The following is a 15042-nucleotide window of genomic DNA, read 5'->3' on the forward strand; positions in this document are numbered from 1 at the left end:
GGCCGACATCTGAGTATGCACACCACTCCACTGAGCAGCCTTTTGCGGTGCAGCTAGGTGATCCGCCTTATGATGGTGTGGTCGTATCAGGTGGTCCGGGCGGGCGCTATCGCCTTACTGATGTGTTCTTCTATGTCGACATGGGCGACGGCCGACTGCATTTGATGCCCGGCCAATACGAAACAGAAGATGCCATACAGACCTTTGGTGCCCCGTGATGAATCCGGATCGCAGAATGACGAACTCAGATTTTCCAAAAAACGAGGACTAAATTGACAATAGAATTTCTTCTCCCGCAGAATATTCCATTGGCGCAGAAACTCCGTTGCATGCTGCTTAATCAACTAGATAATTGGTCCGGAAAGATAGGTGCAAATTTCCATATTCCGGGGAAAGACCTAACCAGTGAACACGCCTATCTCCAATTCCGGAACTTCAAAGATGTTTTTGATTTAACCTTTAAAAATCCTACTGGCTACCGGTCGCTGTCGTCGAGCACTGTAGGCATATCTTACTTCGACTACATGCTGCCTGGTATCAAATTTGATATCCTGCCCAAACCGAATATCGGGCCATAGATCCAAATCAGGTTATAGGTTGTTCTTGGCGAAATTATCCAGTTTCGAACAATCCACTGGAAATCATGGAAAAACTGAACTCAGCCCCGCGAGGTGACAGCAATAGAGCCATCTATATCCAAATTGAGAACCTGCCGTGGTTTATAGCGAGTGAAGGGCAAAACCGGGTTGAATTGTTTCGTCGCCATCAACAACGGATTAATGCAGATATTAAAAAACTTACGATTACCAGATGCCCGGTGATCATGAGAAACATCTCTGGAGATCGATGGTTAGCGACTTGGCCTAACAGGTTTGGGGCCACAATGATTTCGACTGTTCCATTTCCAACTATCTCGCTTCCGATTTATCGAGCACTTGGCGTGGAAGTTCAGTCCACGAGATTACCCGCAGATGAAAATGATGTTCAAAGAAGCTATGAAAACTCTATCGAGGGACTAGCCAGCGCAGTTGGTATTCCGTGATCCGGATAAACAAGGAACACTTTCTAAATAACGAGCCCGAGCAAGGTTTGGGATAACATTGCATATTATTGCTCTATATTTAGGTATCATTCAGTATGTTCGTATGATCACATCCAGATTGCAAAACCAACAAGTGAGTAAGTTTTGACACCCAAAATCCTTGAGCAACTTGAGCTAGCTTCCCAAGCCCAAGATGATGAAGCGCTTGCGATCTTTAGGCACCTCTCAGAAAGTCTTGATAATCTGGGTTTGTCGTGGATTTCACTGGCACGTTGCGAAAGTGAACACGCGGCACCGAACCAACGCATGCTTCCTACCCCCGGAAATACACTGCGCTTTAATGACCTAATGTCAGAGAATGATTTTGGTGTTGTCTTACGTGCCACAAGAGATGCGGTTGGAGACCTCAAATGGTTCGATGATGACCGCTATCTGGCATTCGGCCTGATGTGCCAAGCTGAAGAACAATGGCTCGGAAATGGTTTTATAGACAAAAAGACTCTTGAATATCTCTCCTATTCAATTCCAGTTCTTGGGGTGGAGATGCATAATCCAGAGGCGTATTTCGGTTTTGCCCAAGATGCTTGGCTTGAAAGCCATAGAGAGTATTTAGCTGAACTAAAGAAAACCAGATTGGCCCAAGAAATGCTTGATATGATTGAACAGAACGAGATCTATTCCAAGAATGACGTGGTTGCGGGGGGATTACGTCACAAAATATTGGAATTTGCCCGTATTACACCTCAGTTTGTTGAAACTTGGCGTGAAGCGCTTTTCCTGATGCGCCCACAGGCCAATAAGTTCGACCTTGATGGACTGAAAAAGGCGCTTCACAGTGACAACACAAAAGCTGCACGAATTGCTATTGCGTTTCTCGCAGGGATCACTCCGGTTCAGTTGTGGCCGTATCGCCCGGACATCTCTGATTTACGTGATGGGAGCTTATCGATCAAGATGAACCGACATGAACTTGATCAGGATTTCGGAACATTCTCGCGGACACATGGATCGTCATTTACCGATATCGAATGCGTTAAAGAACTTAGATTGATCCTCAACCACTATCTCGGTCTAATCCCTATTAAGTAAGCCTGTTGACGCAACAATGCACCCGTGACCTGACTTCAAATGATCAGGATGCAACCACAATCTGTGGCAGAATGATCATCTGGCGTAGGTTCTAGCGTATTTTCATGAGACTGCTAATAGCTTTCCAGGCAATACAGCTGGCCTATTGCTGTTTGGAATTTCTGTTTTGCTCTACTTGGTGCGTATCGCAATCGCCTTTCGTGTCACCTGAAGCGTCTTATCGCTCCTGCCAGTTCTTAGGTGTGGCTGACTTCGCAACCTCAGCCTATTGTTCTTTGCGTCATCCGAGTCATTTATGAGCGTAAGTTGCATGATGATAGGCCATGACTGAGCAGAGAAAGCCGCTGACGTATCACTTGCAAAGCAAAGTAGTACGGGTAAAGCACATGCATAATTTTCCAAAAAAAGAAGATTCAGTTCCACGGAGCGTCGCTACCATGATGAGAGAACGTCGAGTGACCCAAATATAACGCCCAACGCGAATGGATCAAATTGACTAACGCACGGGCACAAGTTAGCGGTAGGAGACCCTGCATGAGCGCCCTCTTGTTTTTAACATCACAGCAAGTTTCTGACCGTTGGGCGCAGGCGGGTATTCTTGGAAGATGCAACAAGCCGATCTCACCCGCGACCCTGGCTTTCTGGCGGAGCGAAGGAACAGGACCCACGCCTGTAAAAGCTGCGGGAGCGATTCGATACGGCATCAAGGCTTTGCGGCAGTATGAGAGAGAAAACTTCGGTCAGGAATGTGACATCACACAAAATTCAGACACTCATGGATAGCGATATTTTTGCTACCTATTTGCTACCTAAACCAATAAAGGCTTAGAGAGAAAATCTCTAAGCCTTTGATTTTATGGTGCGCCCGACAGGATTCGAACCTGTGGCCCCCAGATTAGGAATCTGGTGCTCTATCCTGCTGAGCTACGGGCGCACTGCTTAGAAGCCGCTTTCAATTAGCAGCAAATCCGACGGCAATCAATCCGCGACGACACGCATATTACCGCCATTTCGGGTAAAACTGCGCCCCAAACGCAAATCAGCCGGGGGCGCGAACACCCCCGGCTGATCAAATTTTAGATCGATGATTGCCTTAGTCGAAAAGGCGATCAATCGGGAAGGAATAGGTCAAAGACAGGATTTCCGTACCCGGGTTCTCGTCACCGATGCTGGCGTTCGAGATGTGAGAAATACCAAGACTCAGGCGTTCATGGCTGTCAAAGCGGAAGCCAAGCTCAAGCCCCGAACGGAATTCGATCCAGTGACCAAGATCTTCGCCGTTACCCTGATGGTATGCTCCAACCGATGTATAAACACTGGAAACGAAGTGATCGCCCCACAGAACATCAACAGCAAGACCACCGTAACCGTGAGCGGCACCTTCAGAGGTCACCATCACACCGCCAATCGGACGGGCGACATCGAACATTGCGTGCTGCGCACGATAGTTTACACGAAATTCTGCTGCTTCTTCATCCTGAGTGATATCAACCATACCGGTTGAAAATTCAAGCAGTCCAGAATCGTTATCATTACCAAGAATTTGCTGCGCATGTGCCGTGTTCCAAAGCCCAAACACAACGCAAGCTGCAAGCAGCTTCCCCAAAACCAACTTCATTAACCAAGTCCCCACTAGATCAATCGGTAGGCTATACTACTCAACGGCGAATCAAACTCAACAACACATTGTTATGTGATTGCTATTTTACGCAAAATGTTTCCCATCAAACCGGTCGGTCGCGCGGACAAGCTCGCGAATTATTCCGGGCTCACTTGCTGCATGGCCAGCATCATCAACAATCACGAGCGCAGACCCCGGCCATGCCTGATGCAGCGCCAACGCCGACACCGGCGGACAAACCACATCATAGCGGCCCTGCACAATTACGATCGGCAGATGGGCGATGCGATCCACATTTGCAATCAACTGGCCTTCTTCAAAGAAGCAACGATGGACAAAATAGTGATGTTCAAGCTTGGCCAATGCCAGCGCGATCTGATCACCTTCAAAGTCCTCGACCAAGCCATCGTCGGGCAACAGTGTGCAACAAGTTGCTTCGTAGGCGGACCACACGCGCGCAGCATGAATTGCAGTTTCTTCGCCATCTTTGTTCGCAAAGATATCGGCATAGCGATCAAGAAGTGCCTGAAATCCCGGATTCTCCTTGAAACCGGCTGCGTCAAGAAAGCGCTGCTCTGCCTCCGGGAAGAAACGCCCCATGCCATCCATGAACCATTTGATTTCGGCCTCGGTGCCAAGGAATATACCGCGTAGAACAAACCCGATAATCCGTTCCGCGCAGGCCTGACCATATGCCAGAGCTAGTGTGGACCCCCATGACCCGCCAAACACCAACCATTGATCAATACCGCGGTTTTCTCGCAGGGCTTCGATATCGCCAATCAGGTGGTCGGTTGTGTTGTTTTCAAGACTGCCGAACGGGCGTGATTTTCCGGCTCCGCGTTGATCGAAGAGTATCACGCGGTACTTTTCAGGATCAAAGAACCGACGGCTGTTGGGCGAGATGCCCGCACCCGGCCCCCCGTGCAGGAAGATGACAGGGATACCCGACGGGTTTCCAACTTCTTCCCAATAGATTTCGTGACCATCGTCACGCGAAAGCCAACCTGATTGATGGGGCGAAATTTCGGGATAGAGCACGCGAAGGACCTCTTTGTTTTCGTAGCAAAATATTGCGATGACCGGTGGTGGCGTGAACAACAAGTCTCATGAACCGCGCCAAAAGAACAAGCCCTATTAGGGTATCCCTGCAATTCCGCCTATTGGGCAAGACATAGCCATGTCGGGTCGCGTAAAGCGATATAGGGACCGCCACGATTTTCGATGACGCCTCTGACCCGGACCTTTTGACCGATCCAGCCCTTTAGAACGTTTTGAAAATCTTCGCCCTGGGCAAAGGCATCGCGCATTGAGGCATCCAACGCGATGGTGAAATCTTCACGCCAGTTTGCCCCGAAATTCAGGTAGCTACGCCATTCCTGATGCTCAATGCTCTTGATCGTGCCGTCTATCACGGCAAATCTGCCAACAGCGTCGCTTGCCGTCGGGACTGCATTTTTTCGCGAACCGTTGGCAACAAAGTAAAAGGACGCATCTGGTCCAAGTTCCGACCACAGCCCAAGCTTGCCTCTGATTGCAGCATCTTCGACATTGATCAGACTATCAATTTCAGGGCCGTCATCGGGGACAAGCATCGACAAGCCTTCTGCCAGCAACACCTTGCGCCAATCGCCGTCCACGGAACTCTCAATACGGGCCGGTCGTCGGCCAAGGAAATCGGGGCGATCAGAAGCAACTGTGACCAGAACCTTTTGCCTGCTTAGTTCTTGCAGCCTTGCCTTTGCCTGATGTTCATACCCCGGCACAAAGGCAACATCTGCCAGTCGAAATAGCCCGTCCATCGCACCATTTGGTGTAAAGGCGTCGACGGCATCAATATTCAGATGCAGACCGTCCAGGATTTCGCCACGTTCGGTTTCTGCTGCTTCCATGACCTCGATGCTGCCATTTTCACATCGCCATTCACTTGCCGCTGCAGAAAGGTTTGTGGCGCAAGTCAAACAGACAAAGACAAGCATTGCAGCATGGCACCGTGCTGGCACCAAACTGGCCCGAAAATCTCCCCATTCTTGATGTTTGATCGGGGAAACTGAAAAGATTGAACGATCACAGAACACGCGCTACCAATTCCCGGTTGGTTTCGCAATTACGATGCATGGTAGCTTACGCGGCCAAACGACACGAGGAAAGATATCAATGGGCTGGCTGAATTTCGGATCACACAAACGTCTTGCTGGTGTGCTTGCCGCGATTGCACTGAGCACTGCGGTTGCCGGGTGCTCGACAAACCGGGCGACCGGCGAGGACAGCTTTACGGCCTTTATGTCACCCGAGCAGGAAAAAGAAATCGGCTCGCAGGAACATCCGAAAATGGTCCTGGAATTCGGTGGTCAATACACTGAAAAGGACCTGCAATCTTATGTAACCGAGATCGGCGAAAAGCTTGTTGCTGTTTCGGAAACTCCGAACGAGAAATTCACTTTCACCGTTCTGGATTCCCCGGTTGTCAACGCCTTTGCCCTGCCCGGTGGTTATGTCTATATCACGCGTGGTCTTGCTGCCCTTGCCACGAACGAGGCAGAACTGGCCGGTGTTCTGGCCCATGAAATCGGCCATGTCGTTGCCCGTCATTCCGCCCAGCGTTATAGCCGGGGACTCCTGACGCAAATTCTGGCTGGCGGTCTGGCGGTAGCTATCGGAAACGGTGCCGGCGAGTTGATCGGGACCGGGGCAAACGCCTATCTTAAATCCTTCTCGCGCGAGCATGAATTCGAAGCGGACATGCTTGGCATTCGATATATCACCCGGGCGGGATATGATCCCGATGCGATGGCGACCTTCCTTGAAAAGCTACGCGCCCATTCGCGCCTTCAGGCCAAGCTTGCCGGGCGATCACCCGATGATGTCGACCAGTACGATTTCATGGCGACCCACCCGCGTACGCTTGATCGCATCGAACAGGCCCATCAAAGCGCCAACGTCACCGCCGTTGCCAACCCGGAACGCGGCACCGTGCGTTACATGACCGCCATTGATGGCATTCTTTATGGTGATGGTCCGGATCAGGGCTATGTCCGGGGACAGGAATTTGTCCATGTACCGCTGGATTTCAGGTTTGAGGTTCCAGACGGTTTCAACATCACCAACCAGCCAACCGCAGTCATCGCCAAAGACGGTAAAGGTGCACAGATCATTTTCGAAGGTGCACCGGGCGCAAAAGACATTCGTCTTGATCATTATCTCGAGAATGGGTTCTCAAAGCAGGTCGACATTCGCAACATCGAGATGCTTGATATCGAAGGTCAGGAAGCCGCTACCGGAAGTGCCGACATATCACTCCGGTCCGGCCCGGCGCGCCTGCGGGTGGTTGTCATCCGTCATCGCAGTTCTGCCTATCAGTTCCTGTTTGTCACCCCGCTTGATCAGGCCGACAACTACAATCTGCCACTGCGTCGCACGACCTATAGCTTCCGCCCGCTAACAGAGCGGGAGAAACAGATCTACACGCCGCTTCGTATCAAGGTGCGCGCCGCAAACCCGGAATATGACCTGCAAACCTTTATTGACGCCATGGAAGTCGACAAGGCTCCTGCAGAGGTGTTTGCAACCATCAATGGTCTCGACACAGGCCAGCCGCCGGCCGTTGGATCACTGGTCAAAGTTGTGCGCCACTAGGCCCACAGCAAGACCAACCACCCCAAACAACAAAAGGCAGCATTTATCATGCTGCCTTTTCTGTTCCGGAACATGCTTTTGGGTCAGTTCGGATAATCGATTAGCTGCTTGTGATCTGTTCGATGATCACACCTTGGGTATCAAGCGCAACAGCAATCAATTGACCACCCCGACCAGCCCCACCATCCAGGGACAAGGTGAATTCGCGTTCCTGCAGGCCAGCGTGCCCCTGTGATGCACCACGCACAATGCGCGCGCAATCGTAGTAGCGCTCGGTAATCGCTTCGAACATTGATCCGCCCCACCAGAATGTATCGGTCTGGCTGGTCAAAGGCCGGGAGCCATCAAGCCCTGCATGAACAAAGATTAATCTGCCATCGGTGGAATAGGCCGCATGTTTAAGATCAGACAGAAGCGCATTGTGACCACCATGGCGCCGTACAGCATCGCCGAATGCTGAGGTCCACTGTGAAATCGCATGCGCCCCCTGATGCATCGTTCGTTGCACATTGGCCGGTTCAAAGCCATAGGCACGAACCACACCGGCAATTCCGCGGGTCAGCATCCATTCAAAAACTTCGCCGGGATTGGGCGCGAACTGGATCTGTTGCAGCTTGGACAGCATTTCTTCGGCAGCGCCACGCAGAAATGCGATGTCGGTGATATCAACACCGTCCTTGGCAATGAAGTAACGACGGAACAGCAAAAGCTCGTTGATGGTGGCAATGACATTTTCAGCCGAGCCATCACCCCAATAGTTCCCAAGATAGACAAGCCTGTCGCCCGGCTGAATGCGCTGCGCAAGCTTCTGATGAACATCACGCAAAGCGCCATGATCACCATTTATTGCGCCGACGACCCAGATTCTCTCTGCCGGTTTGATCGGCGCCAAGACTGTACTCATCGCTGTAACCTGCCCAAAACAAAAAATAAAACCGGCCCAAGCGTATATCGCGGGCCGGTTTTTATAAATAGTTGTCTAATGGTGCCTTCGCAATCAGGCTGCCTTTTGCAAAAGCTTTTCAAGCTTGCCAGACGCCTTGTCCTTGTCGATTTTTTCAATCGCGGCAAGTTCATCAACGAGGCGCTCGAAGGCTGCTTCGTAGATCTGACGTTCAGAGAAGGACTGTTCTGGCTGGGTCGCGCTGCGGTGCAGGTCGCGAACAACTTCTGCAATCGAAACCGGATCACCGGAATTGATCTTTGCTTCATATTCCTGCGCGCGACGCGACCACATGGTGCGTTTTACGCGCGCACGGCCCTTAAGGGTAATGAGCGCAGAATCCATCTGCTTTTTCGAGGACAGCTTGCGCAGACCAGAGTTGCCAACCTTGTTCACCGGCACGCGCAAGGTCATGCGGCTGGAATCAAAGGTAATTACATAAAGGCGTAGTTCCTGTCCCGCAATTTCCTGGGTTTCCAGGCCATCGACACAGCCAACACCGTGCGCGGGGTAAACAACATAATCGCCAACAGCAAACGGCAACTTATCCGACATCAAGCATCCTTCCGGCCAAATCAGGCCTGGTCATTCAACTGCAACATTACAGAACCAGCGACACAAAGAGCTGCACACGACCAAGCTTTTTTGGCAAAGTCGCGGTTCAGACAGGAATTTCAAATACGGAAATCCGACAATTCGGAACGAGCCTGTCGAGCCCTTAGCGCGAATTGTGAACAATAACACAACACGTCATCAGTTTACAGATATTTTCCCGGAACCGTATTCAATGCAGCCATGCACAAAACCCACTGGCAAGCACCAGTGGGTCTAAAATCTCTTGGAATTTCGGGAGTTAGCCCGAAAATCAGTCGCCTTCTCCCGGCGCTTCGGACAGCATTTCGGCCTTGCCAGATTTGCCGTTCCATTCGTCAGCGTCAGCAGGTGCATCGCCCTTGCGGGTAATATTTGGCCATACCTCTGCAAACTTACGGTTGATTTCCAACCAGTTATCCAGATTCGGCTCGGTATCGGGAATAATCGCCTCAGCGGGGCATTCCGGTTCGCAAACACCGCAATCAATGCATTCATCAGGGTGAATCACGAGGAAGTTTTCACCTTCATAAAAGCAATCGACGGGGCAAACCTCGACGCAGTCCTGATACTTACACTTGATGCAGTTTTCCGTCACCACATAGGTCATGGTGTAACTCCGTACAGGTTGCGGGGCCAGATTGCGGCTGCACCCGCTTTCAGCCATGTTCTCTCTCGGGAATTGGGTTATCACGCACAGCTGTTGTGTGCAACTCCAATAAAACCCTAATTTTTTGCGTAGTATTTTCTTCACGACGCACTGACAGGCTGCTTGGCGCCTGCTTCGAGTTCGCCCTCAACGCTGCAGTGCAGCGCAGAACATACAGATTTCTCCCGGCTTTTCCAGTTCCTAAATCCCGCCGAGAATTGCTTTTGGCCCCACAAAGCCATAATCTGCTTTGCAGGGGTTACATTACCGAGATCAACGGGGGTTGGGTTGCCAGAAAAAGCCCGGGACCAACAACGGCTTAGATGGCGCGACCGATTGTCTGTCAAACAGGCAAGAATTGCGGTCGGGCTCACCTTGCTGATTGGCCTGTTGTTCAGTGGCATCCAGATCATGTGGGACTTGCGCGAAGAACAGCACCTGATCGACAGGACCGTGAACCAGGTTCTGGCAACACTGCGCGAGTCTGCAACACAGGCCGCCTATGGGCTTGACGAAACGCTGGCGGCCCGGGTCGTTTCCGGCATATTCGAATATGATCCGGTCTACGAAGCAGAACTGCGTGACAATTTCAACAATGTGCTGGCACGCAAAGTCGAACAGCCAAGCAGCTCAAACCGTGCTTTCCTGACCCAGCTTATGTTTGGCGAGAATCAGGAATACGAGATCGCGCTTCAGACAGACGCCCCCAGCGGCCTTGTGGGGCATCTTCGTGTCAAAATTGATACCGATCTGATCGCGGATGGCTTTCTGAACCGTGCTTCGCGCGTTCTATTGTCCGGCATACTCCGCAACCTTTTGCTGGGGCTGGTTTTGGTTGCGTTTTTCTATACGACTTTAACCAAACCGCTTCTGGGCATTGCGGCCCAACTGCGCAAAATCGACCCGGAAAAGCCCGACTCCGCTGCCATTGATATTCCGACCCATCATAGCCGCAACGAACTTGGCATGATCTTGCAGACCATGCGCAGTCTGATGGAGCGCGTATCGACAAACCTCGACCGATTGCTTGAGGCGCAAAAGAAAGTGCGTGACCGCGAGAACCGCCTGAGCGCCATCGTCCAAAATGTGGCGGACGGCATTCTGACCATTACGCCGAACGGTCGCATTGTCGAACACAATGCAGCAACCAAAGAAATCCTTGGCATGTTGCGTGACGAAACAGCCAAAGGCCGCACGCTTCATGAATTTTTGATGCCCCACGCCATACCGCTTCTGGAACACAGTCTCGAAGAACTCGCCGCACATGCTCAGGGTAGCGGAACGGTGGAAAAACGCTTCACGCTGCCGATCATACGTGCGGACCAGAAAGAAATTGATGTTTCCATCGCGTTGCGGCCAATCCCCGATAGCGCGACCCCGCTGATGACTGCAGTGCTGAACGACATCACTGTGCGCAAACGCTATGAAGAACAACTGATCTATATGGCGAACCATGACACGCTGACAAACCTGCCCAATCGGAGCATGCTTGAACGCAGCCTGTCAGACGCCTTGCAAACGCACAAAGACTCCGCAGCCAAGCGCAGCGGCGCAACAGCGATCCTGTTCATCGACCTTGATCGTTTCAAAGTGATCAATGACAGCCTGGGGCATGATGTCGGTGACTTGTTGCTCAGGGCGGTCGCCCTTAGGCTGCAACGCGTGATCGGGCGACAGGAAATCGTCGGTCGCCTGGGGGGAGACGAATTTCTGATCATTATTCCAGAGCTCAAGGAAACCCAGGATGCCGCCATCCTGTCGCAAGCGGTACTTGATGCGCTTGCGCCTTCCTTTGACATCAATGGACGGGTCCTGTTTGTAACCCCTTCAATCGGGATTGCCCTTTATCCGTCTGATGGCGATGATTTCCCGGCACTTATGCGCAATGCTGATACCGCGATGTACAGCGCAAAGTCGGGCGGCGGTGGCACCTATCACTTCTTTACCAAGACGATGAACGAAAGCGCGATGGCGCGCCTCGTCATTGAAAACGATCTGCGGGAAGCGTTGGTAAAGGATCAGTTTGAACTGCATTACCAGCCAAAAGTCGATCTTCGCACCAACCGGGTTTGCGGCCTCGAAGCATTGATCCGCTGGAAGCAACCCGGCCGGGGGTATATTTCCCCCATGCAGTTTATTCCCGTCGCCGAGGAAACCGGCCTGATTGGCAAGATCGGTGAATGGGTCTTCCGGGAGGTCTGCCGACAAATTGCCGAATGGGATGCACAATCGGTTCCAGCAACCCCGATTGCCATCAATCTGTCACCACGCCAGCTGATCGAAGGGCGCATTACGGAAACCATTTCGCGCATCCTTGCCGAGGCCAACACCCCCGCAGCGCGGATCGTGCTTGAAGTCACCGAAACAGCAATGATGCAGGAGATCAAAAAGTCTGCGACGATCCTTGAAGAACTGCGACATCTGGGCCTGAAAATTGCGGTCGATGATTTTGGCACTGGCTATTCGTCGCTCGCCTATCTCAAGCGTCTGCCGATCAACACGATCAAAATTGACCGATCCTTTGTTCGCGATGTGACCATTGATGCCGATGATGCGGCAATTACACGCACCATCATCGCGATGGGCCATAATCTTGGCCTCAAGGTCGTTGCCGAAGGTGTCGAAACACATGAACAGATGCATTTTTTAAGGGAGTGCGATTGTGACGAAGTTCAGGGTTTCCTGATTGCAACGCCCCTGCCAGCAGGCGATGTTGTCGACTATATCCGACGACCATCCATCGACATCCAAACCGAACTTTAGCCCCGCTGCGTCGTCAGGCTGACATCAGCCGCACCACAGCACCATATAATTGAGAAGAAAATGCCAAACACCAAATCCGTTTTGCTCGTTGATGACAGCAAGTTCGCTCGCCTTCTGGTAAAGGCATTCATTTCCAGCAACTTTGCAGGTTGGGAAATTGACGAGGCCGAGGACGCAAACAAGGCGTTGGAAATGGTCAGTGCAAAGACCTATGACTACATGCTGGTTGATTTTAACATGCCGGGTATGAACGGGCTCGAACTTGGCGAAAAGCTGCGCGCACAGTTCCCGGATGCTGTAATTGCACTTCTGACTGCCAATATTCAGCAGGAAATCCAGAACAAGGCCGAGAACCTTGGACTTGATTTCATACCCAAACCCCCGACCGAAGAGAAAATTCGCGACTACATTGCGTCGCGGGAAGCAGCCAGATGATCGAACTTACCGAGCTTGAACATGACACCATCAGCGAGCTGATCAATATTGGCGTTGGCCGTGCGGCATCATCGCTTTCGGAAATGGTTGCACAACCTGTTGAGCTGACCGTGCCCACCATTTCCTTTGTGGAGCGGTTTTCTGACAGCGAACTGGCAAATGCCCCGACCGAAATTGTTTCCGCAGTCAGCCAGCGCTTCCATGGGCCTTTTACCGGGGAAGCCATGCTGGTCTTTCCCGAAGTGCGAAGTCTGGAGCTTGTGCGCAGCCTTTTGAAGGTCGACGTCCCGCTTGATACCCTGACAGATCTTGAACAAGAAGCCCTGATGGAGGTCGGCAATATCATCCTCAATGCCTGTCTTGGCAGTATTTCGAATGTTTTGGGCGAGCCGATCAACTGTTCCATGCCAACATTCCGCAAGCGGGAAACGCGCGCCTTGCTCGAAGACGATGCGACCGAAGCAACGGCTGGCGTCAAGCCGGTTCTGATGATTTTGCATGTACAGTTCATGCTGCGCCAAAATGATATTGATGGCTATGTCCTGTTCGTCATGGATCTCAAATCCATCCAGATGCTGCGTGAATTGGTGCGGCGTTTTCTGGCCAACTCCTTTGAATAGCCGGTGAGGTGAATGACCAAGTCGAAATCCGCAAGCACGGATCAAACCCCATCCTTTGATCTCAACCGTGACAGTGATGCTGCCGACCTTTTTGCGGCACTCCTTGATACGGCAGATACCGGTTTGATTGCGCTTGCCCCCGACGGCACGATTTGTCACTGGAATCAATGGATGCAAAGCCGGTCTGGCATGGATGCAGATCATGTGATGGGCAAATCATTGCACGATGTCTTTCCCGGCACAAAACTTGGCCGGGTCAGTTTAGCAATCGAGGATTGCCTGAAGTTCGGCATGCCGGCGGTGATTTCCCCATCCCTTAATCAGGGGGCTCTGCCGCTGCGGCCCTTGCCGCAATTTGCCGCCAGTTTCGAGCGGATGGAACAATCCATTCGCATTCATCCAATCGAAACCAAGCGGAACGGCACGCTGTGTTCGTTGATCATTCGAGATGTCACACTTGCGGTGCAACGTGACCGGCTTCTCCGCCAGCAGGCGGCAGAACTGGCTGATCTGGTCACGCAATCCAAGCGCAGCGAGGATCGTACACGCGCTATTTTGCAAAATACCGTTGATGCCATTCTGGTGGCCTCTGACGATGGCAACATTGAACCGCTTAATGCGCGCGCGCAGGAACTTTGCGGCCCAACGGGCGATCCCGAGCTTCGCAACATCATCCGTTTCTTGCTGCCCGATAGCGAGCATACGCCGCTTACACCGCCGCCGCCCAACCGGCTTCTGACCGACCTTGGGACCGGCGTAATCGAAGTTCTGGCATCCACACTCAGTGGCCGCAATATCCCGCTTGAAGTGGCTATTAGCCATTTCTCTGCCGACCAGCGCTATCACTACATCATTACCCTGCGCGATATTTCCCAACGCAAACGCCATGAAAAAGAAATTCAGCGCACGATGCAGGAACTTGAGCGGTCAAATGCCGAACTTGAACAGTTTGCGTATGCCGCCTCGCACGATTTGCAGGAACCCTTGCGCATGGTTTCAAGCTATACCCAGTTGCTTGCGCGCCGCTATGAAGGCCAACTGGATGAAACGGCCGACGAATTCATTCACTATGCCGTCGATGGTACGCAACGGATGCAGCGGATGATTGACGACCTTCTGACCCTTTCACGGGTTGGTCGCCATGGCAAACCGTTCACCCAAGTACCGCTCGACAGTCTTTTTGATGCCATCGTTACCAATTTCAAGCGCGCTGGTTCGGCCCCCGAAGGCAATATCATTCGCGAAGGATCCCTGCCGACTGTCAGGGGTGATGCCAGTCAATTGTTGTTGCTGTTCCAGAATCTGGTTTCGAACGGCCTGAAATACAGCGATCCAAAAAACGGTCAGGTCCGTATTTTTGCCTCTGAAACGCCAGACACTTGCCGAATCTTTGTTGCCGATAACGGCATTGGCATTGACCCGCAATATCACGAAACGATCTTTGAGATTTTCAAACGCCTGCATGGATACGGGGATTACGCCGGAACCGGCATTGGCCTTGCCATCTGCAAAAAGATCGTCGATCGCCATGGCGGAAGCATTCAGGTCACCAGCAAGCCCGGGGACGGCAGCACCTTCTGTGTGGAGCTTCCCAAAGAATTGCCGATTGTCGCCGCATCCGAAAGCATGTAGCTTTCAGTTTACGTAAGCGTA

At 51.9% G+C, this 15042-nt stretch carries 15 protein-coding genes and 1 tRNA gene; 9 read left to right on the forward strand and 7 right to left on the reverse strand.

The features are described 5' to 3' along the window. Positions 1 to 47 precede the first annotated feature (47 nt). The 4 genes from AUQ43_RS12615 (at position 48) to AUQ43_RS20325 (ending at position 2914) form a co-directional block, all read left to right on the forward strand. Positions 48 to 218, forward strand: a complete 171-nt coding sequence (locus tag AUQ43_RS12615; RefSeq protein ID WP_157088458.1) for a hypothetical protein — start codon at positions 48 to 50, stop codon at positions 216 to 218. Between the two features lie 425 nt (positions 219 to 643). Then, positions 644 to 1042, forward strand: a complete 399-nt coding sequence (locus tag AUQ43_RS20320; RefSeq protein ID WP_147250426.1) for a hypothetical protein — start codon at positions 644 to 646, stop codon at positions 1040 to 1042. Positions 1043 to 1186: 144 nt separating this feature from the next. Next, the gene (locus tag AUQ43_RS12625) at positions 1187 to 2131 is read left to right on the forward strand and encodes a hypothetical protein (RefSeq protein WP_062956610.1); all 945 of its coding nucleotides are present in this window, start codon (positions 1187 to 1189) and stop codon (positions 2129 to 2131) included. 534 nt (positions 2132 to 2665) lie between these two features. After that, positions 2666 to 2914, forward strand: coding sequence for a hypothetical protein (locus AUQ43_RS20325; protein WP_147250425.1), 249 nt, complete (start codon positions 2666 to 2668; stop codon positions 2912 to 2914). A gap of 74 nt (positions 2915 to 2988) precedes the next feature. Here the strand turns inward: AUQ43_RS20325 and AUQ43_RS12630 are convergent. The 4 genes from AUQ43_RS12630 to AUQ43_RS12645 all read right to left on the reverse strand — a co-directional run bounded on the left by AUQ43_RS12630 (position 2989) and on the right by AUQ43_RS12645 (position 5644). Beyond that, positions 2989 to 3065: transfer RNA gene (locus tag AUQ43_RS12630), tRNA-Arg, on the reverse strand. A 159-nt stretch (positions 3066 to 3224) separates the two neighbouring features. After that, on the reverse strand, positions 3225 to 3749 hold the full coding sequence (locus tag AUQ43_RS12635; RefSeq protein WP_062956611.1) for an acyloxyacyl hydrolase: 525 nt from the start codon (positions 3747 to 3749) through the stop codon (positions 3225 to 3227). Positions 3750 to 3836: 87 nt separating this feature from the next. After that, positions 3837 to 4793 (reverse strand): prolyl aminopeptidase, encoded by a 957-nt coding sequence (gene pip, locus AUQ43_RS12640; protein ID WP_062957287.1) that lies wholly within the window; start codon positions 4791 to 4793, stop codon positions 3837 to 3839. Between the two features lie 119 nt (positions 4794 to 4912). Continuing rightward, complete coding sequence (locus AUQ43_RS12645) at positions 4913 to 5644, reverse strand: hypothetical protein (RefSeq protein ID WP_147250424.1); 732 nt, start codon at positions 5642 to 5644, stop codon at positions 4913 to 4915. 265 nt (positions 5645 to 5909) lie between these two features. Between AUQ43_RS12645 and AUQ43_RS12650 the strand changes: the two genes are divergently transcribed. Beyond that, on the forward strand, positions 5910 to 7388 hold the full coding sequence (locus AUQ43_RS12650; RefSeq protein WP_062956613.1) for a M48 family metalloprotease: 1479 nt from the start codon (positions 5910 to 5912) through the stop codon (positions 7386 to 7388). A gap of 100 nt (positions 7389 to 7488) precedes the next feature. Here the strand turns inward: AUQ43_RS12650 and AUQ43_RS12655 are convergent, their stop codons facing one another. From AUQ43_RS12655 to fdxA, 3 genes are all read right to left on the reverse strand, one after another. Further along, positions 7489 to 8292: a hypothetical protein gene (locus AUQ43_RS12655; RefSeq protein WP_062956614.1), complete on the reverse strand. Its 804-nt coding sequence runs from the start codon at positions 8290 to 8292 to the stop codon at positions 7489 to 7491. Positions 8293 to 8385: 93 nt separating this feature from the next. Continuing rightward, a complete protein-coding gene (locus tag AUQ43_RS12660; protein WP_062956615.1) occupies positions 8386 to 8886 on the reverse strand; it encodes a CarD family transcriptional regulator in 501 nt (166 codons plus the stop codon). Between the two features lie 310 nt (positions 8887 to 9196). Continuing rightward, a complete protein-coding gene (gene fdxA, locus AUQ43_RS12665) occupies positions 9197 to 9532 on the reverse strand; it encodes a ferredoxin FdxA (RefSeq protein ID WP_062956616.1) in 336 nt (111 codons plus the stop codon). 375 nt (positions 9533 to 9907) lie between these two features. On the opposite strand from fdxA, the gene AUQ43_RS12670 reads away from it, so the two are divergent. The 4 genes from AUQ43_RS12670 to AUQ43_RS12685 are packed head-to-tail and all read left to right on the forward strand — an operon-like array spanning position 9908 to position 15021. Then, complete coding sequence (locus tag AUQ43_RS12670; RefSeq protein WP_062956617.1) at positions 9908 to 12334, forward strand: bifunctional diguanylate cyclase/phosphodiesterase; 2427 nt, start codon at positions 9908 to 9910, stop codon at positions 12332 to 12334. Positions 12335 to 12394: 60 nt separating this feature from the next. Next, positions 12395 to 12769, forward strand: a complete 375-nt coding sequence (locus AUQ43_RS12675; RefSeq protein WP_062956618.1) for a response regulator transcription factor — start codon at positions 12395 to 12397, stop codon at positions 12767 to 12769. After that, positions 12766 to 13389: a chemotaxis protein CheC gene (locus tag AUQ43_RS12680; protein ID WP_062956619.1), complete on the forward strand. Its 624-nt coding sequence runs from the start codon at positions 12766 to 12768 to the stop codon at positions 13387 to 13389. The genes AUQ43_RS12675 and AUQ43_RS12680 overlap by 4 nt, the downstream gene beginning before the upstream one ends. 12 nt (positions 13390 to 13401) lie before the next feature. Next, positions 13402 to 15021 carry an ATP-binding protein gene (locus AUQ43_RS12685; RefSeq protein ID WP_062956620.1) on the forward strand — a complete coding sequence of 540 codons (1620 nt, stop codon included), beginning with the start codon at positions 13402 to 13404 and terminating at the stop codon, positions 15019 to 15021. Positions 15022 to 15042: the final 21 nt, after the last annotated feature.

This window comes from Thalassospira sp. MCCC 1A01148 (genome assembly GCF_001613795.1).
GTDB lineage: Bacteria > Pseudomonadota > Alphaproteobacteria > Rhodospirillales > Thalassospiraceae > Thalassospira.